Annotated in this window: 15 protein-coding genes and 1 pseudogene; 8 read left to right on the top strand and 8 right to left on the bottom strand. The window is 67.3% G+C overall.

Annotation, left to right across the window (positions count from 1 at the left end; translation table 11 throughout):
- Positions 1 to 100: 100 nt before the first annotated feature.
- The 7 genes from FJ386_02775 to FJ386_02745 form a co-directional block, all read right to left on the bottom strand.
- Positions 101 to 1,066, bottom strand: coding sequence for an NAD-dependent epimerase/dehydratase family protein (locus FJ386_02775; protein MBM3875627.1), 966 nt, complete (start codon positions 1,064 to 1,066; stop codon positions 101 to 103).
- A gap of 148 nt (positions 1,067 to 1,214) precedes the next feature.
- Positions 1,215 to 2,441 (bottom strand): N-acetylmuramoyl-L-alanine amidase, encoded by a 1,227-nt coding sequence (locus tag FJ386_02770; protein MBM3875626.1) that lies wholly within the window; start codon positions 2,439 to 2,441, stop codon positions 1,215 to 1,217.
- Between the two features lie 62 nt (positions 2,442 to 2,503).
- Positions 2,504 to 5,347: a tetratricopeptide repeat protein gene (locus tag FJ386_02765; GenBank protein MBM3875625.1), complete on the bottom strand. Its 2,844-nt coding sequence runs from the start codon at positions 5,345 to 5,347 to the stop codon at positions 2,504 to 2,506.
- The gene (locus FJ386_02760) at positions 4,818 to 7,124 is read right to left on the bottom strand and encodes a tetratricopeptide repeat protein (GenBank protein MBM3875624.1); all 2,307 of its coding nucleotides are present in this window, start codon (positions 7,122 to 7,124) and stop codon (positions 4,818 to 4,820) included. Before FJ386_02760 ends, FJ386_02765 begins: the two co-directional genes overlap by 530 nt.
- Before the next feature lie 19 nt (positions 7,125 to 7,143).
- Positions 7,144 to 8,943 carry a tetratricopeptide repeat protein gene (locus FJ386_02755; protein ID MBM3875623.1) on the bottom strand — a complete coding sequence of 600 codons (1,800 nt, stop codon included), beginning with the start codon at positions 8,941 to 8,943 and terminating at the stop codon, positions 7,144 to 7,146.
- Between the two features lie 32 nt (positions 8,944 to 8,975).
- Positions 8,976 to 10,922 (bottom strand): tetratricopeptide repeat protein, encoded by a 1,947-nt coding sequence (locus tag FJ386_02750; GenBank protein ID MBM3875622.1) that lies wholly within the window; start codon positions 10,920 to 10,922, stop codon positions 8,976 to 8,978.
- Positions 10,923 to 10,980: 58 nt separating this feature from the next.
- Positions 10,981 to 13,200, bottom strand: a complete 2,220-nt coding sequence (locus FJ386_02745; protein ID MBM3875621.1) for a tetratricopeptide repeat protein — start codon at positions 13,198 to 13,200, stop codon at positions 10,981 to 10,983.
- 116 nt (positions 13,201 to 13,316) lie between these two features.
- On the opposite strand from FJ386_02745, the gene FJ386_02740 reads away from it, so the two are divergent.
- The 6 genes and pseudogenes from FJ386_02740 (at position 13,317) to FJ386_02715 (ending at position 19,336) form a co-directional block, all read left to right on the top strand.
- Positions 13,317 to 13,874 carry a UbiX family flavin prenyltransferase gene (locus FJ386_02740; protein ID MBM3875620.1) on the top strand — a complete coding sequence of 186 codons (558 nt, stop codon included), beginning with the start codon at positions 13,317 to 13,319 and terminating at the stop codon, positions 13,872 to 13,874.
- A 5-nt stretch (positions 13,875 to 13,879) separates the two neighbouring features.
- Positions 13,880 to 14,815 carry a 4-hydroxybenzoate octaprenyltransferase gene (locus tag FJ386_02735; protein MBM3875619.1) on the top strand — a complete coding sequence of 312 codons (936 nt, stop codon included), beginning with the start codon at positions 13,880 to 13,882 and terminating at the stop codon, positions 14,813 to 14,815.
- Between the two features lie 4 nt (positions 14,816 to 14,819).
- Complete coding sequence (gene mqnE, locus FJ386_02730; GenBank protein ID MBM3875618.1) at positions 14,820 to 15,995, top strand: aminofutalosine synthase MqnE; 1,176 nt, start codon at positions 14,820 to 14,822, stop codon at positions 15,993 to 15,995.
- Positions 15,992 to 16,882: a menaquinone biosynthesis protein gene (locus tag FJ386_02725; protein ID MBM3875617.1), complete on the top strand. Its 891-nt coding sequence runs from the start codon at positions 15,992 to 15,994 to the stop codon at positions 16,880 to 16,882. Before mqnE ends, FJ386_02725 begins: the two co-directional genes overlap by 4 nt.
- A 156-nt stretch (positions 16,883 to 17,038) precedes the next feature.
- The gene (locus FJ386_02720) at positions 17,039 to 18,220 is read left to right on the top strand and encodes a CofH family radical SAM protein (protein MBM3875616.1); all 1,182 of its coding nucleotides are present in this window, start codon (positions 17,039 to 17,041) and stop codon (positions 18,218 to 18,220) included.
- A 354-nt stretch (positions 18,221 to 18,574) separates the two neighbouring features.
- Positions 18,575 to 19,336 (top strand): annotated as a pseudogene (locus FJ386_02715) (ABC transporter permease).
- A gap of 742 nt (positions 19,337 to 20,078) precedes the next feature.
- Here the strand turns inward: FJ386_02715 and FJ386_02710 are convergent.
- Complete coding sequence (locus tag FJ386_02710) at positions 20,079 to 22,880, bottom strand: peptidase (protein MBM3875615.1); 2,802 nt, start codon at positions 22,878 to 22,880, stop codon at positions 20,079 to 20,081.
- Positions 22,881 to 23,021: 141 nt separating this feature from the next.
- Between FJ386_02710 and argS the strand changes: the two genes are divergently transcribed.
- Positions 23,022 to 24,785: an arginine--tRNA ligase gene (gene argS, locus FJ386_02705; GenBank protein ID MBM3875614.1), complete on the top strand. Its 1,764-nt coding sequence runs from the start codon at positions 23,022 to 23,024 to the stop codon at positions 24,783 to 24,785.
- 67 nt (positions 24,786 to 24,852) lie between these two features.
- On the top strand, positions 24,853 to 25,929 hold the full coding sequence (locus FJ386_02700; GenBank protein ID MBM3875613.1) for a Gfo/Idh/MocA family oxidoreductase: 1,077 nt from the start codon (positions 24,853 to 24,855) through the stop codon (positions 25,927 to 25,929).
- Positions 25,930 to 25,934: the final 5 nt, after the last annotated feature.

Below are 25,934 nucleotides of genomic sequence, written 5' to 3'. Positions count from 1 at the left end.
GGTCATCCTGCCTCAGTAAGGCTGGTTTCCGCAGTTCAGTTTCACGGCGCCCGAAAGGGCGCCCTTTTTTTTGCCCGCGCCCGGTTGGGAAGCCGGCGGTTCAGGCAGCGCGGATGATCTCGGCGAGGCGGCGGGCGGGTTTGAATCCCGTGAGGCGCTCCAGCTTTGCGACGGACGGGCGCCGCCTCAGCATGTCCTCGAAGCCGGGCTCGTAGGCCGAATCGTAGGGAACGACCTCGATCGTGGATTCGGAGCCGGTCGCATCCACGATCATCTCCGCGAGCGCGCGGATGGTGGTCTCCTCGGTGGAGCCCACGTTGACGACCTGGCCGAGGGCGTCCGGGCAGCGCATCAGCCGGGTGAGCGCCTCGACGGTGTCGAGCACATGGCAGAAGCAACGGGTTTGCGAGCCATCCCCGTGCACGCGAAGCGGCCGTCCCGCGCGGGCGGCCTCGATGAAGCGAGGCAGGACCATCCCGTATCGCCCCGTCTGGCGCGGGCCGACGGTGTTGAACAGGCGGGCGATGATGACCGGCAGCCCGCGCTCCCGGTGGTGGGCGAGCGCGAGGAATTCATCCATCAGCTTGGAGCACGCGTAGCTCCATCGTCCGAGGTGCGGCGGGCCGATCAGCAGGTCATCGTCCTCCGAGAATTCGGCGCGCTGGCTTTTTCCATAGACCTCGGAGGTGGACGTGAGGAGGAGCGGCACCCGGTGGCGGCTCGCGGCCTCAAGCACGGCCTCGGTTTCGCGGAGGTTGGTCTCGATGGTGCGGATGGGCGAGTGGATGACCAGTTCGACACCGACGGCGGCGGCGAGGTGGAAGACGAAGCGCGATTGCGCCACAAGCCGGTCGAGCTCCGCGCAAGCCGAGACGCGCGCCTCGATGCACTCCAGCGCGGGATGGCCGCGAACGGCTGCAAGATTGGCCCACGCGCCCGTCGAGCCATCGTCGATGACCGCGACGCGTTCGCCGTCGGCGAGCAGGCGCTCGACCAGGTGCGAGCCGATGAAGCCCGCGCCGCCCGTGACGAGGATGTGCGCCGCGTTCGTGGGAGGTGTGCTCATGCGTGGACCCGGGGAGTCAACCACGAAGGCACGAAGGACACGAAGAAAACCCCGCGATCCCAAACAGGAACACGCGGCTGCCCTTTGCAACGTGTTCCCGCCTTCGTGAACTTTGTGCCTTTGTGGTTCATCGCCGCGGGACGGCGTGTCATTCGAGCGCGCGGGCCACGGCGAGCGCGAGTTTCTGGCGGTGCGCCGGGTCGGCGATGAGCCGCGCCTCGGCGGGGTTTGTGAGGTAGCCGCCCTCGATGAGCACAGCGGGGCTGCGCTGGCCGCGGAGCACGGTCATGAATCGCGCGTGGCGCACGCCGCGGTCCGTGAGGCCCGCGTTTTGAATGAGGGACCGGTGGAGGCGGGCCGCGTATTGCAGGTTCTGCCGGTCCCACGCGTTGCCGGGCTGCACGTCGAGCGGGTCGTCCTTGAAATCGCGCGTGAGGTTGGAGGGCATCCCGGCGGGCGTGAGGCAATACGTCTCGAGGCCGGACTGGCTGGAGCCCGACGCGTTGAAGTGCAGGCTGATGAACAGCGACGGGTTCAGGTTCGAGGCGAGGGCGACCCGCTCCGAGAGGCCGAGCGGCGTGTCCGAGTTGCGGGTGAGGTGGACCTTCCAGCCGCGCTGCTCGAGCAGGGGCTTGAGCCGCCGCGCCCAGTCGAGCGCGTATTCCTTTTCCAGCCTGCCGTTGTGGACGCTCTTGGCGCCGGTGTTGTCGCCGCCGTGGCCGGGGTCGATCACGACCACGCGATTCCCGCGGGGCGGCAGGGCATGCGTGGAGAGCAGCGGCATGAGGTTTTTCTGGGCGTCGAGGGTGTGGATCTGCAACTGGCCCCGGGCCAGTTGCGGCGCGAAACCGAGGTAAAACTTCATGCCGCCGAGCGTGGCGAGCTGGCTTCCGGCGGTGAGAACGACCGTTCCCGCGCCGGTGCGGAGGTGGAACACGTTCGTTGAGGTGGCGTGCCGCTGCGGCCGGCCGAGCCCGTTCGCCACGGCCCACGATTCGAAGGACAGCCACGAGCCGTTCGGAGGTTGGGTGGCCGGCCTCGCCTTGGGGTCCGGCGGCACCGGTGTGAAGACGGGAGGCTGGGGAACGGGCACGGTCGTCGAGGGTGTGAGAGTCTTCGGAGGCGCAGGGACGGCCACCGCTGGCGGATTCGTGCGTGGCAATGCGGAAGGGGGAGTGGCGATCGGCGGTGACGGCGGGCGAACCGGCTGCGGCTGGGCTTGGACCGGTGACTTCAAGCCGACCGCCGGAGTTCGCGGCGGGACGTAGGTGAGAGGCTGGCGCGAGGCCCCGCCGCCGGGGCTGCCGCAACTCACGCCGCAAAGCAGCGCGGCGAGGGAGAGCACCTGCGGCAGATGGACACGCGGCACGCGCATTGTTATCGCGGAGGAATACCGCGGACTCAAGCTCGTTGTGTCCGAGCTCGCGAGGGCGGTGCTTATTCGCGCCACGGTTTTCGCGTTTCGAATGCAGTCGCACGCTTGGAAGCCGCATCCGCGCGCTCCTGCTGGCCGGCTGCGCGGAACAGCGCCTGGGCTTTTTGAGCCGCTTGCGCCGCCTCTTCGAACCGGCCGCACTCGGCCAGCGCGGCCCCTTCCGTGTCGAAGGCCGTCGCGTTCTTGCGCCCGGTCGTCTCCTGCAGCCGCAAGGCCAGTTGGAGCGCCTCGGCCCCGTTGCGAAGCGAATCTTCTGGCGACGTGGCCAGCAGCCACGCGAGCCGGTTGAGCGCATTGGCGTGGTTGGGAATGGCCTGGAGGATTTCACGAAACAGGCGCGCGGCGTCGGCGTGTTTCCTCTGATGCATGAGGGCGAGAGCCAGATTGTAACGGGTGGCGTGGTTGGAGGGCTGGAGCGCGAGCGCTTGGGAAAGGTGTTCCGCGGCTTGGGTGGCTTGGCCGCGGTCCAGCAGGAGGCCGCCGAGGTTGGCCAAAGCGACGGGATGTTTGGAGTTGAGCCGCAAGGCGGCTTGGTAATGCTGGATGGCTTCGTCGTGGGCCTGCTGCTTGGCGAGAATGACTCCCAAGTCCACGTGCGCATCGGCGTTGGTGGGCGCCAGTTCAAGCACCCGGCGAAAACTCGCCCCGGCATCGTTGTAGCGTTCCGCGGCCGAAAGTGCGGTGCCTTGAAGGAAGTGAAGGTCGGCGGAATCTGGATAGGCACGCGTTTGCAGTTCGAGATTTCGCAGCCACTCGCGCTCGGTGTAGCCGTCACGCGCCAGGTGGGCGATGGCCGCATGCATCATCGAGCGCGACTCATCGGTCCGCCCGAGCTGGAACAATGCGCGTGCGATCAGGGATTTGACCGTGGGCTCGGTGGGCTGGAGCTTCAGAGCTTTCTGTAGGTGAGGAAGAGCTTCGGCCGGCCGGCCTTCTGTGATGCACAGTTCGCCCCAGATAGTGTGGACGAACCAGTTGTCGCGGGTAACTGCCAGGGCGCGTTCGAAGAGGGTGCGGCTGTCCCGCCAGTAGGCGATGTGGGTGAAGGAGGTTGCTCCGAGCGCAACGGCTGCCAAAACGGCCAAGGCCGGGCGCCAGCGTGGGTTGAGGCGTTCCGTGGCCTGTGCCGCCAGCCACACGATCGCCGTGAACAGGCCGATGTGGGGAAGATACGTGTAACGGTCGGCCATCGCCTGCCCGCCCGCCTGGACCAATCCCAGCATCGGCACCAGCATGCCCAGAAACCAGAACCATCCGACGGCGACAAAAGGGCGGCGGACCGATTGCCAGAGCGCGCAACCCGTCAGCGCCAGCAACAGCAGGCCCGCTCCCACGGCTTTCCATTCCAGCCCGTCAATCCGGTAGGGATAGTAGCAGGCCAGGTCCACCGGCCAGAAGGTCATCCCCGCATACTTGACGATCGAAACCGCGGCGTTGGCGGTCCGCACCCATAGCGGCAAGAGGTGCGAGCCGACGATCCCCTCGCTGGACGCCGCCGCCCAAAGCGCCGCCCCGGCGGTGGCAGCCGCCATCCCCACCAGCGGCACTTTCTCCAGAATCAATCGCCTCAACGGAACCGCCGGAGTCGCCCCGCCTGTCTCGCCTCCCGAGCCCGCCCACGGCAGCCTCCATCTCCCCAACGGCCACCAGTCCAGCAGCAACAGCGCAAAGGGCAGCGTCACCAACGCCGACTTGGACAACAACCCCAGTGCAAACAGCGCGCACACCAACGCGTAACGCTTCCCGGACGGCGCACGCGCGTAGCCCGCATACGCCCAGACCGTCGCCATCGCAAAAAATCCGCTCAGCACATCCTTGCGCTCCGTCACCCAGGCCACCGACTCGACCCGCAGCGGGTGCCACGCCCACAGCGCCGCCACGATCGCGCTCCGCACTGTCGAGCCCGTGAGGCGCTCCAGCGCCAGAAACACCATTACGGCGGTCGCGGCGTGCCACCCCACGTTCACAGCGTGATGCGCCCCGGCGTTGAGCCCGAACAGCTCGCAGTCCAGCATGTGAGACAGGTTCACGAGCGGCTTCCAATGGCTAAGGACAACGGCCTTGAAGGACCACGCCAGGCCTTCCCAAGAGAGCCCTCGCTTGATCATCGGCTCGGCGTAAACACACGCCGGGTCATCCAGAAGGACAAAGTCAAACCCGACCGTGCGCGCGAAAAGTGCGAGGGTTCCGAGTGCGAGGACGAGGACGATGCCCCGGCGCGGGGATGCTTGCGAAGGGGCGAGGTTCATCGAGTCGGCGGCAACATCGCAAACGCGACAAACAGTTGGCAATCCAAACGACGAGCGGCGGACAGCTTCAGCGGCGTGGAGGGAATCCCGGGACAGGATCCATGGACGGGCCGAGCGCGGCATTGCGCCACGCTTCAATCCGCGGGCGGTAATTTTCGGCCAGCGCGGGCTGGCCGGAAGCACCCGCGATCTCGACCGCTCGCGTGCCGAGTTGCAGGGCGTCCGCCGGACGGCTCGACGCCGCGAGCGCGGTGGCCATCGCGAAGAGGCAGGCGGGGCGCTTCCAAGCGGTTTGCCGGCAGGCGGCTTCGGCGAGCGCCGTTGCGCGGTTGCCATCCCGCAACAGCGGCGACTCCGCGGTGGCGAGCAGGAGCGCAATTCGCGCGAGCAACTCGGGGTCGCCCGGTTCTGCGCGCAGCGCCTCGCGGACGGCTGCGGCTGCATCTGCGGGCTGTCCGGCTGCGGCGAGCTGCTCGGCGAGGACCGTGTTGGCAAGCGGGCTGTTGGTGGAGAGTCGAACGGCTTCGCGTGCAGCACGCAGGGCGTCGTTGGTCCGGCCCGCGGCGGCAAGCGAGACCGCGAGCCAGGCGTGAGCATCAGAGTGGGTCGCGGTGGTTTGCACGGCCGCTTCGAGCAGTGGCAGCGCCTCTGCGTGGCGTTCCATGCCGGCGAGCAGGCCGCCGAGTTCGGTGAGCAGGACCGCCGACGGGGATGGTTGATGTCGCGCAGCGTCGCGCAATGCGGCCGCCGCGTCGGCGGTGCGGCCTGCGGCGCGAAGGGCGTTCGCCAGGTAGAGTTGCGGCTCGATTTCTCGCGGCGAGGCGCGGGCGGCGGATTCGAACATGGCGATCGCTGATGCGACCTGGTTGGTGTTCGACTGCTGCGCGATGGCTGTGGCGAAGTGCGGCCTCGCCTCGGCATGGCGTCCGGCCGATTGGAGCACGCCGGCGAGGTTGAACCGGGCGTCGGCGTATTCCGGCACGAGCCTGAGCGCTGCTTGAAAGTGCGGCACCGCGAGTTCCGGCTGTCCCCGAACCTTGAGTGCCACTCCGAGATGATTGTGCGCGATGTGATTCGAGGGGTTGACCTTGATCGCGTGCTCGAACAACGCCGCGCTGTTCTTCCAGTGCCGAAGCTGCACGGTCGTCAACACCGCGCAGATGGCGAGCACGACCGCGGCAACCACAGTCGGAATCCGGCCGGAGCCGGCGCGGGACTTGAGCCACGCGTCCGCGCTCCACGTCACGGCGATGAAGGCGCCAACGAGCGGCACATAGGTGTAACGGTCCGCGAGGGCTTGCGAGCCGCCTTGCACAAGGCCGATCACGGGCACCAGCGTGCCGAGAAACCAGAACCAGCCCACGAACCCGAAGGGATGCCGGCGCCACTCGCGAAACACGATCCAGGTGACCGCAGTCAGCACGGCGACAGAGCCGAAAACCCGCCACGCCTCCCACCCCGCGGGGAGCAGGTAGAGCACAGTCAGGTCAGCCGGCCACACCGTCTTCAGGAGGTAAGTCGCGTAGCCGGAGAGCGCCGTTTCGACCCGAAACCCGAGGGGCAGACCCTCGGTGCCTGCCAGAAGTCCGGTGTATTGCGCGGTGTAAAGGCCCTCGAGCGTGAAGTAGGCCGCGAGCAGGAACAGGTGCGCCTTCGCGAGAGCCAGTTGAAGGAGCCGGGTGGCGACCGCCTCGAGGCGCTTCGCTCCGCGCGGATGGGCGAGCGCGTCGTCGAAGCGGCGCAACGGCCAGAAATCCAGCAACAGGAGGAGGCACGGCGCGGTGACGAGCATCGCCTTCGCCAGCAAGCCGAGCAGGAGAAAGACGAACACGGGCACGCCGCGCGTCCAGCCGGGCTTCTCGCCATGCCGCAGGTAGGCGTGGAGCGTCAGCCAGAGGAACAACGTGCTCAGCACATCGCGGCGCTCGGCAATCCACGCCACCGATTCCACGTGCAACGGATGCCAGCCGAACATCGCGGCAACCACGGCCGACCGCCCCGTCGCGCCGGTCATCCGCTGGAGCAGGAGAAACAGCGCCGCGACGTTCGCCGCGTGCAGCAGGATGTTTGTGAAGTGATGCCCCGCCGGCTGAAGCCCGAACAGCGTGACATCCATCATGTGCGACACCCACGCGAGCGGACAACTGTAGGGTGCAACCGTGAACGCCCAGACGATCCCGGGCCACGACAGCCCCGAACGGACGATCTCGTTCTCAGTGACGAACAGGTTGTCGTCGAAGTTGAGGAAGTCGTGGGTCAGCGAGGGCGAGAAGAGCGCGAGCGTCGCCAGCGCAAGCGCCACGGCCACGCGGCGGAGATTGCGCGGTGGCGCTCCTGGGTGGTCGGACTCGGGTGCGGCGTTTGCGCGGCGCATGGAATGTGTGGGTTGAAGCTCAGGGCTTCGGGGTCGGGGCCGGTGGACGCGTCGGTTCCAACCGGGAAAGCGCCTGCTGCAAGCCTGCGGTCGCGGTTGCGTGGTTCGGCTCCAGTTTCAGAGCGTCGCGGAATGCAGCCGACGCTTCCCCGTGGCGCCCTTGAAGCATCAACAGCTCGCCCAGGTCGCATTGCCACCCGGCATCATCCGCTCGGCGGCGCGCCTCATCCTGGATGGCGGCCGTGAAACTCTCCACGCGCGAGGTTACTGCGGGATTCGTGAACGCCTCGCGCCACCGGGCGCGCGCCTCGTCGTGCCGACCCCGCAGCGCGAGCGCCCGGCCGAGGTTCAACAGCGCATCGGACGTTTCGCGCCGGCGCGCGGACTCCTCGAAGTGAGCGATTGCGTCGTCCAGCCTGCCCAGTTGCGCGCATGCCGCGCCGAGGCGGTTGTTGAGCTCCCAGCCCGGCAAGTTCAAGGACTTCGCCCTCTCGAGGTGCGGGATGGCCGCCTCGACCTGGCCGACATCGAGGAGCGCGCGGCCCATGCCGTAATTCCCGAAGGGATTGTCGGGTGCGACTTCGAGCACATGCGTCCAAAGCGCGAATCGGTCGCGCCAATGGCGCTGCTGAAGAACCGTTGCCCACGCACAGGCGATCAAGACCGCGCCGGTGGCGCAGGCGAGTGGTCGCGCGGCGTGCGGTGTCCGTGCCGCCGCGGCGTGCGCGACCCATGCCACGGCGATGAAGAGTCCCACGATGGGCACATAGGTATATCGGTCTGCGACCGACTGCTGGCCACCCTGAACGAACCCGATGACCGGCACGAGCGTGCCGAGAAACCACAGCCAACCCGTGAGCAAATACGGTCGCGAGCGCCATTGGCAGCAGGCGAGCACCGACAGCGCTCCGAGCACGAACGCGGCACCGGCGACTTGGCCCGCGGGAACCGCCGATGCGAGCGGATACATCGCGATCAAATCCACCGGCCACACGGTCATGCCGAGGTAGCGGGCGTAGCCGGTCACCGCGTTGGCGACTCGGTGAGGGAGCGACAGTCCCGCCGTGGATTCGAGCAACCCTGTCAGTTGGGCGGTGAACAGGCTCTCGAGGACGAAATAAGCTGCGAGGACAAAGAGCGGCGCCTTTTCAAGCGCCAGTTGCAGGATGCGGGTGAGCATGGCCGCCGGCCCGGGTCGTCGCGCGCCTTCAGGAAGGCCGTCGGTGATGCGCCGCAACGGCCAGAAATCCAGCACCAGCAACAAAAACGGCGCGGTCACGAGCATCGCCTTGCTCAACAATCCGAGCAGCAGGCAGACGAACACCGGCACCTGCCGGCGCCACCCGGGATGCTCCGCGTATCGCGCGTAGGCGAGAATCATCAGCCACCAGAAGAACGTGCTCAGCACGTCGCGCCGCTCGGCGATCCACGCGACGGACTCGACATGGAGCGGGTGCAACGCGAAGAGCGCCGCGACCGCCGCGGACGGCCAGACCGCCTGCGTCATCCGGTGGAGGACCATCAGCAGCAGGGCGGCGTTCGCGGCGTGCAGGAGCACGTTCACCAGGTGATGCCCGCCGGCCCAGAGCCCAAACAACGACACGTCCACCATGTGCGACACCCACGCGAGCGGACAACTGTAGGGTGCGGACGTAAATGCCCAGAGGATCCCGTGGCCGGTCAGCCCCTGCCGGACCACCTCGTTGTCCAGAATGAAAAGGTTGTCGTCGAAGTTGACGAAGTCGTGCGTGAGCGAAGGCGAATACACGAGCGCGGTCAGCACGGCCAGCGCGGCGGCGATGCGGGCCGGCTTGGGCATGGAAGAGGGACGCGGTCCGTCTGGGCGCGCTTTCACGGCGACTTTTTGGGGGCGTTCGTGGTTCCGGGCTGGGCGAGCAGTTGCTCGCCGCGTCGTCGGAACTCGGCGGCCATTTCGGGCCGGCCAGCGGATTCGGCGATCGCCGTTGCGCGGTCAATCGCGGCGCGCGCGTCCCCTCCGCGGCCGAGCTTGGCGAAGACCTGTGCGAGCTGCCAGAGCGCTTCCACCGAGTCGGGGCGCAGCGCGAGGAACTGCATCAACTGGTCCGCCGCCGGTGCGAACTGGCCGGTCCGCGCAAACGCCTGCGCTAGATTGAGACGCGCCTCGACGAGCCGGGGGTCGAGTCGCACGGCCTCGCCGAGGTGCTTGGAAGCCTCGGCGTTGCGGCCGAGCATGAGCAGCACGCCGCCGAGGTTGTTGTGCGCGGGCGCGTGGGAGGGTTTGCGGCGGATGGCCTCGAGGTATGCGGCGGCGGCTTCCTGGAGCTTGTCCTGCGCCGCGAGCGCGAGGCCGAGGTTGTAGTGCGCGTCGGCGTCGGCCGGATTGCGCTGAATCACGGCGCGGAAATGCTCCATCGCCTGCGTCGTCTGCCCTGTCTGCAGCAGGGCCATTCCGGTGTTGTTCAACAGCACCGGGTTCGCCGGGCGCAACCGCAGGGCTTCGCGGTAATGGGTGAGCGCCTCGTCGTGACGTCCCTTCGCCGCGAGCGCGTCGGCGAGGTTGTTGCGGGCGACGTGGTTGTCTGTGGTGACTTGGACCGCGCGGGTGAAGAGCGCGAGGCTGTCCTTCCAGAACTTCAGTTGCCACGAGGTCGCGGCGAGGCAAATTGCCGCCGACATCGCCGCCGCGATGACGACGGGCCGCTTGAATGCCGGCCACTTCGCCACGACTTCCGCGCCCGCCCACGCGAGCATCACGAAGAAACCGATGTGCGGCACGTAGCTGTAGCGGTCCGCGAGCGCCTGTTGTCCGCCTTGAATGATGCCGATCACGGGCACGAGCGTGCCGACAAACCACAGCCATCCCACGAGCAGCCACGGTCGCGTGCCGCGCTCGCGCCAGATCCACCATGTCACACCGCCGAGCGCCGCAGCCGCGAGCGCGACCTGCCCGAGCGGCAGCCGCCCGGGATGGGGGTAAAGGATCGCCAGCTTCTCCGGCCACACAGTGAGCTCGAGGTAGCGCCAGTAGGCGACGAACGCGTTGCCGATGCGGGCGCCCAGCGGGAGCTCCGCGTCCGTCGGGAGGAGTCCGCCCCGTTGCGCGGAGAGCAGTCCCGCGGCGGTGAACGCGAGGGCGAGCGCGAAGAACGGCAGCTTCTCCAGCACCAGCGGACGCGCGCGCGCCATCCAGCCGGGGTCGAGCTTCAACCTGCCTAGCGGCCACACGTCGAGCAGCAGCAGGACGAAGGGCAGCGTGATGAGCATCTGCTTCACGAGCAGGCCGAGCAGCAGGAACACAAACACCGGGACGCCGCGGCGCCATCCCGGCCGATCTGCGAAGGAAGCGTAACTCCACAGGGCGAGCAACCCGAAGAGCGTGCTGAGCACGTCGCGCCGCTCGGCGATCCACGCGACCGATTGCACGTGCATCGGGTGCCACGCGAACAACGCGGCGACCCACGCGGACGGCCACAGCGCGCCCGTAAACCGGCGCAGCACCGCGAACAACAACAGGGTATTTGCGAGGTGGAACAGCGCGCTCATCGAGTGATGCCCGCCGGCTTCGAGGTCGAAGAGCTCCACGTCCGCCATGTGGGACACGTAAACCAGCGGGCAACTGTAAGGCGCCTCCGTGAAGGCCCACACGATCCCGCGCCAGGTCAGCCCGGCCTGCACGACCGGGTTCTCGGTCACGAAGAGGCCGTCGTCGAAGTTGATGAACTCGTGCTGTCGCAGCGGCCAGTAAACCAGGAGCGTCAGCGCCGCGAGCAGGAATCCCGCGAGCCTCACCTGGGGCGTGGCGTCCGGACGGTTCATCGGGTAGGGCGACGTTCGGCGAAACCGGGACGGCGCGGAAGCAAAAAGACGACGGGAGTCACCGGAACGGCTCGCGCGATGCCTGATCGCGGAATGGCCGGCCGGCGCGATACAACTCCGCTCGCGCCTGTGCCTGCGCGGCCAGCGCGGAGCGGCCGGCGGTGGTTGCAAGTTCCGACGCCTTGGAGGCTGCCCGCGTTGCTTCGGCAAAGTCCCCGGTTTCGGCGAGTGCGGCTCCCAACGTGTCGAACGCGATTGGTTCCCGCCCGCCGGTGAGATGCACGACGCGGCGCGCGAGCATGAGAGCCTCGGCGCTGTTGCGCACGGAATCCTCCGGGCTGGTCGCCAGCGCCCACGCGAGGCGATTGAGCGCGTTGCCAAAGTCCGGCTGGAGCCGGACCGCCTCGCGGAGTTGGGCGACGGCGTCGGCGTCGCGGGACTGGCGCAGCAACAGGAGGGCTAGGTTGTGGCGTGCCACGCTGTTTGTGGGCTGGAGGCGGACGGCATCCGCAAGGTGCGGCGCAGCGTCATCCAGCCGCCCGTCATCGGCAAGGAGTCCGCCGAGGTTGGCGTGCGCAGCGGCGTGATCGGGATTCAACGCAAGCGCGCGCCGGTAGTGGCCGGCCGCTGCGGATTTGTCGCCGAGCCCGGCGCGCAGCACGCCGAGGTCCACCCACGCATCCACGTCCGTCGGTTGAAGCCGTGCGGCCCGCTCAAGACTCGCGGCAGCCTCGGCGCGGAGTTGGAGGCGGGTCAGCGCGTCGGCCAGCCGCCGGTGCGCGGCCGCGAAGCCCGGGTTTCGTCGGATCACCTCGCGCAGGTGCGGCGTGGCTTCTTCCACGCGACCCAAGTCGAACAATGCAAGCGCGAGGTTGAAGCGCAGGTTTTCGTCGCGCGACATGGTGCGCACCGCGACTTCCAAGTGCGGCACGGCTTCTTGCGCGCGCCCCGCGGCCAGGTGCAGGAAGCCGAGGTTTCCGTGCGCGGTCCAGTTGTCACGAGTCACCGCGGCGGCGCGCTCGAAGAGGGTGAAACTGTTGCGCCAGTGCGGGAGCACCGCAAGCGTGCCCATGGCGCAGCCGAAAACCGCCGCAACGAACAGACCTTGTGCCGCTCTGAGTCGTTGCCTCGATCGGGCCCAATCGTGGACGCCCCAAACCACGGCCATCGCGAGCCCGATGTGGGCCAAATACGTGTATCGGTCCGCGCGCGACTGTGCGCCGGATTGCACGAGTCCAATCATCGGCGTGAGCATCCCGAGAAACCAAAACCAGCCCACCGCGAGATACGGGCGGCGTCGCGCCTGCGTGAACACCCAAACCGTCAGCCCGGCCATCCCCGCCGCTGCGAGCGTGCCCTTCCAAGCGGGCACGGACACGTAAGGATAGAAGACCGCGAGGCCGGTGGGCAGGACCGTTTGGCGCAGATACTCGATGCAGGCCACGGCGGCATTGGAGATTCGTAACCCGGCCGAAAGCGAATCCGCCGGCGTCTGGCCGGCGTATCCGGATTTCGCCGCCAGAAACGCGATGACACTCGCCGACGCCGAAAGCACGAAAAGCGGCATCTTCTCGGCGATGGCTGCCGCGAGCGTTACACCCCGACGCGGTGCGATCCCCGCTTCTGCGCCTTGCGAACTGAATGGCTCCAGCCGACGCAGCGGCCAGACGTCGAGAAGGAGCAGCGCGAAAGGCAGCGTCACGAGCGACGACTTGGACATCAGCCCGAGCGCGAACGCGACCATCACCACCGCACGCCGCGCTGGCGTTGGCGCGATGACCTGCCGCGCATAAGCCCACAGCACGAGCATCGCAAAGAATCCGCTCAGCACATCTTTGCGTTCGGTAATCCAAGCCACGGACTCGACCCGGAGCGGGTGCCAGGCAAAGAGCGCCGCAACCATCGCGCTGCGCCACGGGGCATCCGTCATTGCCCGCAACGCCAGGAAGAGCATGGCCGCCGTCGCCGCGTGCCACAGCACGTTGACAAGATGGTGCCCGCCCGCGTTCAGGTCGAACACCTCGCAATCCACCATGTGCGAGAGGGAGACGATGGGCTTCCAGTGACCGACCACGATGCTTTGAAATGCCCACTTGAATCCTGCCCACGACAGGCCGGCGGTCACCTCGGGCACGCGTGTCACGCAGTCCGGGTCATCATAGTGCACGAAGCCGAAGGTTGCCGTCCGCGCATACAACGCGAAGGTGCCGAACACAAGCGCGGTGATGATCGGCAGGTTGCGTGGACCGGCGGAGTCGGGGTGCATTGGCCGCCGCATCCTAGCGGACCCGGCAGTGCATGAAAGATCTCAGTTGTTCCAACGGAACGGGCTTGCGGGCGTATGGGGCGGCGACAATAGTCCACCCGGCGGTCGCCTCCATGCAGCCGTTTCCCATGCGCATCCTTGTTGCCATCACGGGAGCCAGCGGCGCGCTTTACGCGCAGCGGTTGCTCGACCACATCGACACGCGGCAACACGAGCTGCATCTCGTGATGAGCAACTACGCGCAGCAGGTGCTCGCCGAGGAGTTGCCCGGCGGTTTGCGTGTGCCCGACGGCACCCAGCGCCACAGCCTCAAGAGCATGAACGCGCCTTTCGCCAGCGGCTCCAACCCGCCGGATGCGATGGTCATCATCCCCTGCACCATGGGAACGCTCGGCCGCATCGCGCACGGGCTCAGCGAGGACGTGCTGCTGCGCGCCGCCGACGTGGTGCTCAAGGAAAAGAAGAAGCTCATCCTCGTCCCGCGCGAGACGCCGCTCTCGCTCGTGCACGTGAGGAACTTCGAACTGCTCCTGCTTGCCGGCGCAGTCCTGATTCCTGCGAACCCGCTCTTCTACACACACCCGCAAACCATCGAGCAAGTCGCGGACACCGTGGTCGCGCGCGTGCTCGACCACATGGGCATCCCGCAGCAGCTCGTGCCGCGCTGGCAGTCGGAACCGGAGTAGCTGCGATGGAAAACCCGCTGGCGACCGCCCGGAAATGGGCCGGGTTCGTGAAGATCAGCCACACGGTCTTCGCGCTGCCGTTTGCGCTCGCGGCGATGGTCGTGGCGGCGCGGGAGAACCGGGGCTGGCCCGGCTGGCGGGTGTTCCTGCTCGTGCTCGCGGCGATGGTCTGCGCGCGCACGTGCGCGATGGCGTTCAACCGCATCGTGGACCGCAAGTTCGACGCGGAGAATCCGCGCACCGCGAACCGCCACCTGCCGGCCGGCGCCATCTCGCTCGCGAGCGCGTGGACGCTGTGCGCGCTTGGCGCGGCGGGAATGGTCGCCTCGGCGTTCTTCCTCAATCCGGCGTGCCTTTACCTGTCGCCGGTCGCGTTGTTCCTCGTGTGCTTCTACTCGCTTACGAAACGCTTCACCGACTACACGCACGTGTGGCTCGGCGTCGCGCTGGCGCTGGCGCCCATCGGGGCGTGGCTGGCGGTGAAGGGCGGCGCGGCCTTCATCACGTGGTGGCCCATCGGGCAGAGTTTTCTGCTGCCGCTGCTCATCGCCGCGGCGGTCGTCTGCTGGCTCACGGGGTTCGACATCATCTACGCGCTGCAGGATTACGAGTTCGACCGGTCGCACGGGCTGCGCTCGCTCGTCGTGGCGTGGGGGCCGGCCAACGCGCTCAAGGCCGCGTTTCTCGCGCACATGCTCATGTGGGTGCTGCTCGCGGTGTTTGGCCTGCTCGCAGGATTCCGCCTCGCGTATCTGGTCGGCATGGTCATCATCATTGTGTGTCTCATCATGGAACACTGGCTGGCGTGGCGGCGGAGCCTGAACTGGGTTCAGAGCGCGTTCTTCCGGCTGAACGCGCTCGTGAGCATCGTGTTCCTCGTCGTCACCACGGCGGAAGTGGTGTTCCCATTTTTCAGCCTGCTCAATCCTCCCGGGCGCTGAGCCGATGAACCGGATGCTTCTCCAGCAAAGTTCGCTGGGCGACCTCGCCGACAAGGTCGCCGCCGGCCAACGGCTCACCGAGGCGGACGCAGTGCGGCTGTTCGAGTCGAAGAACCTCAACGCCGTCGGCGCGCTGGCGGACTTCGCGCGCGAACGCAAGGTCGGCAACCGCGCCAGCTACATTCTCAACCGCTACATCAACTACTCGAATTACTGCATCCTCTCCTGCCAGTTCTGCTCGTTCGCGCGCAAGAAGCGCGACAAGGATGGCTTCGAGCTGTCCGCCGAGCAGGTCGTGCAAAAGGCGCGCGAGGCGCTCGCGCTTGGCGTCACCGAACTGCACATCGTTGGCGGGCTGCACCCGACGCTGCCGTTCGGCTACTACGTCGGGATGCTCCGCGCGCTCAAGTCGCTCGACGCGCGGCTTCAGTTGAAGTGCTTCACCGCCATCGAAATCCTCCACCTCGCCTGGCTCGCGAAGATGCCCGTCGAGCGGGTTCTCGCCGAACTCAAGGACGCCGGGCTCGCCTCGCTCACCGGCGGCGGCGCGGAGATTTTCCGCAAGGAAGTCCGGTCCGCCATCGCGAAGGGCAAGGAGTCTGCGGAGGAATGGCTGGACGTGCATCGCACGTGGCACCGGCTCGGCGGGCGGAGCACGTGCACCATGCTTTTCGGCCACGTCGAGTCGCTGGCGGACCGCGTGGATCACTTGCGGCAGTTGCGGGCGCTGCAGGACGAGACGCGCGGCTTCACCGGCTTCGTCGCGCTGCCGTATCAGCCGGAGAACAACGAGATTCCCGTGCAACATCCGCCGACGGGCTTCGACGCATTGCGCACCATCGCGGTGAGCCGGCTCTACCTCGACAACTTCGACCACATCACCGCCTACTGGGTCGGCATGGGCTTGAAACTCGCGCAAGTCGCCCTCAGCTGCGGCGCGGACGACCTGCACGGCACGATCGTCGAGGAACACATCTTCCACATGGCCGGCGCAACGTCGCCGCAACGCCAGACCGAGGCCGCGATGGTGAAGGCGATCCGCGAGGCCGGCCGCGTGCCGGTGCAGCGCGACACGTTTTATCAGCCGATGAAGGAGTGGAACGACCCGCCGACTGGCTCCGACGAAGCAACGAACGTCAGCCGGTCGGGCGTGCTTCAGGAGAATCTCGCCACGGCATGAACAAGCCGGAGGGACAGCCAGGTCTCCGCCTCGCACCGCGCGAATCCATGGAAGCCACGGCGCAGCGTGTGGAGCGGGAGAAGCGCGCCGGGCAAGCCCGGCGTGAGCGCGAGCTGGCCGGGGCATCTCCCGTGTTGGGGCGCATCGGCTCCGTGCATTACCTCAACGCCGTCCCGCTGACGCGCGGCATCGAGGACAGGATCGTGCTGACGACACCGTCCCGGCTTGGCGAGTTGCTTGAGAAGGGCGAACTCGACGCGGCGCTTGTCAGCGTCACGTTTCCCCTGCTCAACGACGGTTTCGACCTCCTCGACGGCATCGCGGTGGCGTCGCTCGGCGAGGTGAAGAGCGTTCTCCTCGCGCACAAGAAGCCGCTGGAAGAGTTGACCGAGATCCATTGCGACACCGCATCGCTCACGAGCGTGAACCTGCTGCGCGTGCTGCTGGCCGAGCGCGGTTTGCGGCCGGAGTTCCGCCCGCTGCGGAGCTACGACGACGCTCAAACCCACACCGCGACGCTGATCATCGGCGACAGGGCCATCGAGTTTCTGCGCCGTCCGCACGAGCACGCGATCCTCGACCTTGGCACGGCGTGGTTCGAAGCGACAAAACTGCCGTTCGTGTATGCGGTGTGGGCGTTGCGGCGGGGCGTGGACACGGGTGAGATTCGCCGGACACTTCGCGAGGCGCGCGACTTCGGGCTCGACACGCTCGATCACATCATTCGCGTCCGGACGGAATTCGACCTTGAATTCCGCAAAGACTACCTCGGCTGGCACATCCACTATCATCTCGGCGCGGAGGAACGGCGCGGGTTGGCGGTGTTCATCGAGCTCATGCGCAAGCACGGCATCGGGCCGGTCTTCGAGCCGCGGTTTGTGCCGTGACGCCGCAGCGGGTTGCCTCGCCGCGAGTCAGCGCCGTGCTGGTGTTCTTCGTGATGCTGCGATCCGGCGCCCGGGCGGCGGTTGCAGGCCCGCCCGGGGAAGCAGCCGTGATCCACGGGACTTGTCACGTCCCGGCGTTGGCCTATCGTTCCCCGCGTGAAGCACGAGCCGCCTTCCGACGCCTTGCTCCAGAAAGTCTGGGACGGCGGCCGCGTCTCGGCAGCCGAGGCGCGTCAACTCTACGGCCTTCCCCTGGACGACCTCGGCCTGCTCGCAGACCGCCGGCGCCAATCGCTCCGCGCCGCGGCGCACGGCGGGCGCGGCAACGACATCGTCACCTACATCGTGGACCGCAACGTCAACTACACGAACGTCTGCAATGTCTACTGCAAGTTCTGCGCGTTCTACCGGACGGAGAAGGACGACGACTCCTACGTCATTACGCTCGACGAGATGGACCGCAAGATCGCCGAGACCGTCGCGCTCGGCGGCACGCAGATTCTCATGCAAGGCGGGCATCATCCGAAGCTCACCAAGCAGTGGTATCTGGACCTGCTTTCACACATCCGCGCGAAGTGGCCGCAGGTCAACGTCCACGGCTTCAGCCCGAGCGAGATCGTCGCGTTCTCCGGATTCTTCAACGAGCCGGTCGAAACGGTGCTGAAGGACTTCGTCGCCGCCGGGCTCGGCAGCCTGCCCGGTGGCGGCGGCGAAATCCTCGTGGACCGCGTGCGCGACCGCATCGCGCCGCTCAAGGCCAGCACGGCCGACTGGATGGGCGTGATGGACACGGCGCACCGCCTCGGTCTCGCGACGACGGTCACGATGATGTTCGGTCACGTGGAGACCGTCGAGGACCGCATCGAACACCTCGACGTTGTGCGGGCGCAGCAGGACGAGTCATTGGGGAGATTGCCGGTTGCCGGTTGCCGATTGCCGATGGAACGCGCCGCGGCCTTTGCAAACGCGCTTGAATCCGGCGCGATGAAGGGCGGCGCGTTCACGGCGTTCATCGCGTGGACGTTCCAGCCGGAGAACGCGGTGCTCAAGGCGCCGACGGTCGGCGCGCACGAGTATCTGCGCATGCAGGCGCTCTCGCGCATCTACCTCGACAACATCCCGAGCATCCAGAGCTCGTGGGTCACGCAGGGGCCCGACATCGGGCAGGTCGCGTTGAAGTCCGGCGCGAACGACCTCGGCAGCATCATGATCGAGGAAAACGTGGTGAGCGCGGCGGGCACGACCTTCCGCATGGGCGTGGCCGACATGCAGCGGCTCATCCGCGACCTCGGCTACGAGCCGCGCCAGCGCGACAACTGGTACCGGCTGCTGAACTGAGCCGTGCCGTGAACGGGCGCAGTGGCGGCGGATCACCAGAATGTTCCGAAGCCTGGCGAGACCGCTTGATTTGGGATCAAGCTTCTTGCCTTCATGGTGCCAGCCAGACCCGCCAGCCCGGAGCGTGCGCACGACCTTCGCAATGTTCCCCGATGGATCCCGCGCGAGTGCGTTCATGCCGCGGCGGATAGCAGGGACGCTGCCAGCGCCCGGAGCCTGCGCCCGCCGAAAATCTGGGTTGCCAACCGCGCGAGAGCCTTGGATGGTTCCGCCGAATCTGCGCGCACCGTGTTCACCACGCTCATCATCGGTTTCAAGGAAATTTGGGCGAACAAGTTTCGCTCGCTCCTGACCATGCTCGGCATCGTGCTTGGCGTGGCGAGCCTAGTGACCATGTCCGCCATCGTGAAGGGCATGGAGAACGGGATGAAGGAGGCGCTCATCGCCATCGGCGGGCTCGAGAAAGTCCGCATCGAGGAGCAGGACATCCCCGCGTGGCAGCAGCATCTCGGTGACCAGGCGGTGGGCTGCACCATGAACGACGTTTACGCGCTTCTCCGCAGCGCGCCGCTCATCAAGTCTGTGACCCCCGAGATGCGCGGCCGCAACCTCACCATCACGCGCGAGGGGAAGGCCTTCAACCCTTACAACTTCGTGGGCACGTGGCCCAGCGCGCTGGACATGAACCAGCACGTCATCCAATACGGCCGGATGTTCAACGAGGTGGATGATGAAACGGCGCGCAACGTCTGCGTCATCGGCACCGGCGTCCGCAATGCCCTCTTCGGTCATCCCGAGGACATCGGGCGCGAGATCAACCCCGTCGGCGAGTCCGTCAGCATCGGCGGACAGCGCTTCCGCATCATCGGCATGTTCGAGAACTACGAGAGCGAGCAGGACCGCAAGCGCCGCGAACTTGCCGCGCTCCAGCCACAACCGGAGAAAAAGGAGGCTGGCGTCCAGCGCGCGCGCGGGTTCGGACCGCCCGGCAGCAGCAGCAGCCGCGGGCCGAGCGGTGGCAGCCGGAGCGGCAGCAGCGGCGGGTTCGTGTTCGATCTGAAGAACAACACCGTTTACATCCCGCTCAACACCATGTGGCTCAAGTTCCGCGCGTCCGGCAGCGGCAGCGAGCGCAGCGGCTTCAGCGGATTCGGCAGCAGCCGCGGCGATGGCGGCCGGAGTTCCAGCGGCGGCAGTTCGTCGAGTTCCAGCAGCGGCAACATTGCCGACAGCATCCCCGACCCGCGTCTCTCGATAATAAACATCAAGGTCGCCGACATCGAGCAGATGGACGGCGCGTTGCAGCAGGCCAAGAACGTCCTCATGCACACGCACCGCGGGATCGAGGACTTCTCCTTCCGCACGCAGGAAAACTGGTCCGAGAACATCACCGTCGCCATCAAGAACGCCCGCCTCTCCGGCGGCATCATCGCGGCCATCAGTCTCATCGTCGGCGGCATTGGCATCATGAACATCATGCTCGCGAGCATCACCGAGCGCGTGCGCGAGATCGGCATTCGCAAGGCCATCGGTGCGTCGTTCTTCGACGTCTTCATCCAGATCCTCGTCGAATCCGTCGTCCTCGCCGTCCTCGGCGGACTCGCCGGGTTGCTCGCATCCAACGCGCTCGTGAAACTGCTCACCACGCTCACCCCCACGGACAACTCACCGGTCATCACAGTCGAGGCCATGATGGTCGCCTTCGCCTTCAGCGTGGCGGTGGGCGTGCTTGCCGGCCTGTTCCCCGCGATCAAGGCCGCGAAGCTCAATCCGATCCAGGCCCTCCGATACGAGTAGCGCGTGGGGCGCGGGACGAAGCGTTCCGTTCTGAACGCCGGATGCTGAACATTCGCCCGCTTCAATCTCCCCCGTCCATCACCGAGCCGATCAGACCGTTGAACACCAGCTTGAAGGTGCCGTGCGGTTGCGCGCGGAAGAGCACCTCCGGTCCGTAGAGCACGAGCCGGCCCCTGCCCACGCGCGCCTCGGCCACGGCCACACCGTCCTTCAAGTGCTGCTGCCCCCACGCCCAGCCGCTGCGCAGCGGCGCCGCGCTGTCAAACCACGCGACGCGCCGCAGGCCGCCCGCGGACGCGCCGTCGTCAAGCTTCATCACGGGGCTTTGCACGAACATCATGTCCACGCGCTCCTCCATGCCCCACGTGAGCGGGTGCGTCGTGTCGAGCCGCGCTTCGAGCACCGAGCCGGGCACGAAGAACTTCTCTCGCGTGAGCGCGACCTCGCGGCCGTCGTCGCGTTTCTCAGCGAGGTGATTCCGCACCGGAAGGCCGAGGTCGCGCGCCAGACGCGTCGAGCTGCCGATGGCGAGAATCGTCCCGCCGTCCTCGAGAAACCTCTTCAACTGCGGCACCGTTCGCGTGGTGGTGATGCTGCCGCGCCGGCCGCGAAACTCCGCCGGGATGCTCTGCTCGCTGAGCGAGCCGCCCGTGTCCGGCGGTTGCGCGTCGCCCGTCGCGGCCGGTGCTGTCGCGCGATTTGTGTTCGAGCCGGCCGTTCCCGCGAAACCCGGCATGGCGCCGTCCACAAGCACGAGCACGTCAAACTTCTCCCCCAACCCGCCCGCATCCAGTTCGGGCGGGAACACCACTTTGAACGGAAACTCGAACTGCTCGAGAATCCACCGCGTCCACCCGCTCGGCATCGAGCCGCCGTAGCGGTCCCACAACGCGATGCGCGGCGGGCGCAGAAGGACGGCCTCGCTGGCGGGCGCCTCCTTGCTGCCGGTGAAGCGTGTGCCGAGTTCGCGCGCGGTCTTTTGCAGCAACGGCTGCGTCGAGTCGCGTCGCGTGATGAAAAACATCCCGGCCGGATGCCGGAAGCCCTCCGCCGTGAAGGGTTCGCGGAGCCGCCGCACTTCCTCGCCCGCGGCGAGCAGCCGGTTCACGGCGCGGATGGAATCGTTCGCCCGCATGTGCAGGAAGAATCCGACTGCGCCCTTCTCGTCGAGCACCGGCGCGGGCGGCGGCGGCACCACGTCGTCGAGCGGCTCGAAAAGTCCGTCCACCTCCTCGAACACGCGGTCAAACTTCACGCCCATCTGGAACGCAAGCGTCCAGCCCGCGCTGTCGTAGGGCGGCGTCGGCGGCGCGCCGGGATACGCGAAGTCGTTCGGATGATCCTGCGGCTCGAACAAATCCACCACGTGCGCGCGAAACGCCTGGGCGCACGGCACGACGTAGCTGCCGGCGGGATACGACCTGCCCGCCACGTCGAACGGCTTCGCCGCGCGCTGCACCTTCACGCCGGTCTCGATGAGGGCGTTGATGAACTTCGTGGCCGTTGGGAAGTCGCCCTGGCTCGACGGGACCACATAGGCGCGGGCGTCGCGCTGCGCGGGCGCGCGGAAGGATTTCTCGAACTCCTCCGCGCCCGACGCGCGAGGGCCGCCGGCGCGCGCGGCCTTCGCGGCCTCGACGCGCCTGGGCGTGATGGTCCACGAGTCGCCCTTGCCGCGGGCGATGGCATCGCGGCCCATCTTGTAAAAGTTCCAGAGCAGTTGTGCGCGGTGGCGCGACGCGTAGTCGAGGATGCCCTTGTTCGCCGTGACCGAGTAATCCACCGACTGCCGGAAATGCCACGTCTGCGGCGCAATCGGCGCGATGTAATCCGCGCGCGGGAGCTGGAGCGATGGGTTGAACGGAATTTGCATCGGCGTCGGGCTGCCGATGGTCTCGGTGAGGATGCCGATCATGTTGTGAAAATACGCGGTCGTGCGCAGGCCGCCGTTCCACCACGTCGAATAGCGCGCGCCCGAACGCGTCGTCGCGCCGGGTTTGTTCTCCGCGAGGAAGCGGTTCATCATCGCCGCGCCCACGGCGTCAATGCCGCTGACGACAAGCGGGTGCACGTGGTAGTTGAACGGGTCGCGGAACGGCGGGCAGAACAGCACCGTGCCCGGCGGCCCCGTCTGGTGATGGTTGTAAACCATCTGCGGAAACCACTCGCGATACATCACGCGGTTCATCGCCTTGGTCTCCGCCTGCGTGCTCGCGTAGAAGTCGCGGTTGTTGTCGTGCCCGATGTATTTCTGGTAGAGGCGCGGCAGGCCGGCGAGCGAGCGGTTCGTCGGGTTCGTCGCGCGCATATACCAGTCGGAGCAGAGGTCCATTCCGTCGGGATTCGCGTGGACGAGCAGCACGATGCAGTCGTCCAGAAAACGCTGCGTCTCCGCGTCGCGCCCGCTCACGAGCTGCCACGCCGTCTCGATGAGCACCTGCGCGCAGAGGATTTCGCTCGCGTGCAGGCCGCCATCAATCCACACCACCGCGCGGCCCTCGTCGGCGAGCTTGCGGGCCTCCTTCTCGGAAATCTCGGCGCGCGCGAGCTTGGCGGAAGCCTCCTTGAATCTCGCAAGCCGCCGGTGGTTCGCCGGCGACGTGACGATGGACATGAACATCGGCCGCCCTTCCTCCGTGGTGCCGATGCGCACGACCTTGAGCCGGTCCGACTCGCGATCGAGCCGCGCCCAGTAGTTCGTGAGCTGCGTGTAGTTGGCCAGAAAGTAGTCGTCGCCGATGGCGTGGCCGAGGAATTCCTTCGGGGACGTGAGCTTCTGGGCCGCGGCTTCCGGCGCGAACCTGACGAGGCTGAGTGCAAGCAGGACGGGAAGGACGCGCGCGAAGGCGAGATGGGCGTTCATGGAAATCGCGCGGCATCCAACCACAGCAGGCGGCCGGTGAGAACTGCAATTCTCGCGGATCACTCGACCCGGCGCACCCGGCGTGATGCGCCCCACCAATTCACTCGACACGGCCCGGCACGCTTTGAATCATCGCGGCCCATGCTGCACCGGGAACTTCAACGCGAACTCCGGCGCGCCGTCGCCGCGGCGCTGCCGGACGCGGACGTTTCGTCCGTGCTCGTGCGCCCGTGCCCGGACGCGAGGTTCGGCGACTACCAGTGCAACGCGCTCATCGGCCTCGCGAAGCAGCGCAAGCTCAACCCGCGCCAGCTCGCCGCCGACGTGCAGTCGAGGCTCGATGTCGCGCGCTGGTGCGAGCCGGTCGAGATTGCAGGCGCGGGGTTCCTGAACTTCCGGCTCAAACCCGACGCGATCGGCGCGGCGCTCGCCTCCGCGGCGCGCGGCGACCACCTGTTTTTCGGGCGCGCTGCGCACCCGCGCACGGTCGTCATCGACTTCAGCTCGCCGAACGTGGCCAAGCCGATGCACGTCGGCCACATCCGCTCGACGATCCTCGGCGATTGCCTCGCGCGCGTGCTGCGCCTGCTCGGTCACCGCGTCGTGACCGACAACCACATCGGCGACTGGGGCACGCAATTCGGCATGCTGTTGCTCGGATGGAAGCGCGAGCTCAACCGCGCCGCGCTCGCCGCCGACCCGATCGCCGAGCTTGAGCGCATTTACAAGTCGGTCAATGCCGCGTGCGACGCCGACCCCGCCGTGCGCGAGGCGGCGAAGACGGAGTTGGTGAAACTCCAATCCGGCGACCCGGAAAACCTCGTCGTCTGGCGCGAGATGATCCGGCTCTCGCAGGCGCAGTTCGACACGATCTACGCGCGGCTCGGAGTGAAGTTCGACCACACGCTCGGCGAGAGCTTTTACAATCCGCAACTCCGCGGCGTGGTGGACGCGCTGCTCGCGGGCGGACTCGCGCGCGAGAGCGAGGGCGCGGTGTGCGTGTTCTCGGACGGCACGCGGCCGCCAAAGGACGATCCGTTTCAGATCCAGCGCGACGGCCAGTGGCATCCGAACCCGCAGCTCATTCAGAAGAGCGACGGCGGCTTCAACTACTCCACGACCGACCTCGCGACCCTCGCGCACCGGCTCGCCACGTGGCACCCGGAGGAGATCATCTACGTCACCGACGGCCGGCAGCAGCTCCACTTCCAGCAACTGTTTCAAACCTTCCGCCGCTGGCACCCGAACGAGGACGTGCGGCTCGCGCACGTGTGGTTCGGTTCGATCCTTGGCGAGGATGGCCGGCCCTTCAAGGCGCGCTCCGGCGAATCGGTGAAACTCGCCGACTTGCTCGACGAGGCCGAGGAACGCGCGCTCAAGGTCGTCACCGAGAAGAATCCCGAGCTCCCCGATGCCACGCGGCGCGGGATCGCGCGCGTGGTTGGCATCGGCGCGGTGAAATACGCGGACCTGCTGCCGAACCGGCAGACGGACTACGTGTTCAGTTGGGACCGCATGCTTTCGCTCAGCGGCAACACCGCGCCGTATCTGCAATACGCCTCGACCCGCGTCCGCAGCATCTTCCGCAAGGGAGGTGCCGACGCGGAATCCGGAATGCGGAGTGCCGAATGCACGCTGACCGAGCCCGCGGAATTCGCGCTTGCGAGGCGCCTGCTCAACTTCGGTCTGACACTCGAGGCGGTGGCGGACGAATACCGGCCGAACTTCCTCTGCAATTACCTCTACGAGCTCGCGGGCGAGTTCACGCGCTTTTACGAGGCGTGCCCGGTGCTCAAGGCCGGGGGCGCGGTGCGCGAGGCGCGGCTTGCGTTGTGCGGTCTCACCGGCCGCGTGCTCGAACAGGGCCTCGCCGCTCTCGGCATCGAGTCGCCGGAACAGATGTGAGCGGGGAACGCGCAGAAGCCTCGAAGGCTGGCGCGGCGGGCCGCCATCGTGTAGAGCTTCCGGCATCATGAACCGCCGCCATTTCCTCGCAGCCACTGGCAACGCCGCACTGCTCGCCGGTTTCAACGCGCGCGCCGCGGAGCCTTCCAAGTCCACGCCGCGCATCCGCGTCGGGCAGATTGGCACCGGCCACGCGCACGCCGACGGGCAGATGGCCGCGATGCGCAAGTCGCCGGACTTCGAGGTGGTCGGCTTCGTCGAACCCGACGAACGCCTCCGAGCCGTGCGCGCGCTCGAGAAAAACCCGGCCTACCAGGGCGTGCCGATGATGACGGAGGAGCAGTTGCTCAACACGCCGGGGCTGAAGATGGTCGCCGTGGAGACCGAGGTGAAGGACCTGCTCGCCGTGGGCGCGCGCTGTGTGAAGGCCGGCATGCACATTCATCTGGACAAGCCCGCGGGTGAGTCGCTGCCGCAGTTCAAGGCGCTGCTCGACGAGGCGACCCGGCGCGGACTCACGGTCAAGATGGGCTACATGTTCCGCTACAATCCCGCGTTCGAATTGTGCTTCCGCGCCGTGCGCGAGGGCTGGCTCGGACGCGTCTTTTCCATCGAGACGGTCATCAGCAAGGCCAGCGGCGCGGGCGACCGGAACAAGCTGCTGCCGTATCGCGGCGGAACCATGTTCGAGCTGGGTTGCCACGTGATTGACGCGGTGGTGACGGTGCTGGGCCGCCCGCAGAAAGTCACCGCCTTCGCGCGCCACAGCGGCAACTTCAAGGACGACCTGCTCGACAACCAGCTCGCCGTGCTCGATTACCCGAACGCCACCGTCACCGTCCGCAGCGCCTTGGTCGAAGTGGACGGCGGCGCGCGGCGGCAGTTCGTGGTGTGCGGCGACGCCGGCACGTTCGACATCCGCCCGCTCGAGCCGCCGAAGGCGCGCCTCGCACTGGCGCAGCCGCGCGGCGACTTCAAGAAAGGTTATCAGGATGTGAGCTTTCCCAACCTGCCGCGATACGAGGCGGATTTCGCGGACTTCGCGAAGGTCATCCGCGGCGAGAAGAAGTTCGGATGGCCGCCCGCGCACGACCTCGCGACACAGGAGACGGTGTTGCTCGCGAGCGGGCTGCCGGTGGCGTAGGCGAG

Source organism: Verrucomicrobiota bacterium, assembly GCA_016871675.1.
Lineage (GTDB): Bacteria > Verrucomicrobiota > Verrucomicrobiia > Limisphaerales > VHCN01 > VHCN01.
This window is presented reverse-complemented; position numbering and strand designations above follow the sequence as displayed.

Bases quoted from the DNA above. Each gene is read 5' to 3' on its own strand.
- FJ386_02710 (MBM3875615.1), bottom strand. From the start codon at position 22,880: ATGAACGCCCATCTCGCCTTCGCGCGCGTCCTTCCCGTCCTGCTTGCA.
- FJ386_02740 (MBM3875620.1), top strand. From the start codon at position 13,317: ATGCGCATCCTTGTTGCCATCACGGGAGCCAGCGGCGCGCTTTACGCG.
- FJ386_02760 (MBM3875624.1), bottom strand. From the start codon at position 7,124: ATGCGCCGCGCAAACGCCGCACCCGAGTCCGACCACCCAGGAGCGCCA.
- mqnE (MBM3875618.1), top strand. From the start codon at position 14,820: ATGAACCGGATGCTTCTCCAGCAAAGTTCGCTGGGCGACCTCGCCGAC.
- FJ386_02700 (MBM3875613.1), top strand. From the start codon at position 24,853: ATGAACCGCCGCCATTTCCTCGCAGCCACTGGCAACGCCGCACTGCTC.
- argS (MBM3875614.1), top strand. From the start codon at position 23,022: ATGCTGCACCGGGAACTTCAACGCGAACTCCGGCGCGCCGTCGCCGCG.
- FJ386_02755 (MBM3875623.1), bottom strand. From the start codon at position 8,943: ATGCCCAAGCCGGCCCGCATCGCCGCCGCGCTGGCCGTGCTGACCGCG.
- FJ386_02745 (MBM3875621.1), bottom strand. From the start codon at position 13,200: ATGCGGCGGCCAATGCACCCCGACTCCGCCGGTCCACGCAACCTGCCG.
- FJ386_02750 (MBM3875622.1), bottom strand. From the start codon at position 10,922: ATGAACCGTCCGGACGCCACGCCCCAGGTGAGGCTCGCGGGATTCCTG.
- FJ386_02735 (MBM3875619.1), top strand. From the start codon at position 13,880: ATGGAAAACCCGCTGGCGACCGCCCGGAAATGGGCCGGGTTCGTGAAG.
- FJ386_02765 (MBM3875625.1), bottom strand. From the start codon at position 5,347: ATGCTCACGCCTGGCTCGCGGTCTCGCTTGCCGCCGCGGGCCGGACCA.
- FJ386_02725 (MBM3875617.1), top strand. From the start codon at position 15,992: ATGAACAAGCCGGAGGGACAGCCAGGTCTCCGCCTCGCACCGCGCGAA.
- FJ386_02770 (MBM3875626.1), bottom strand. From the start codon at position 2,441: ATGCGCGTGCCGCGTGTCCATCTGCCGCAGGTGCTCTCCCTCGCCGCG.
- FJ386_02775 (MBM3875627.1), bottom strand. From the start codon at position 1,066: ATGAGCACACCTCCCACGAACGCGGCGCACATCCTCGTCACGGGCGGC.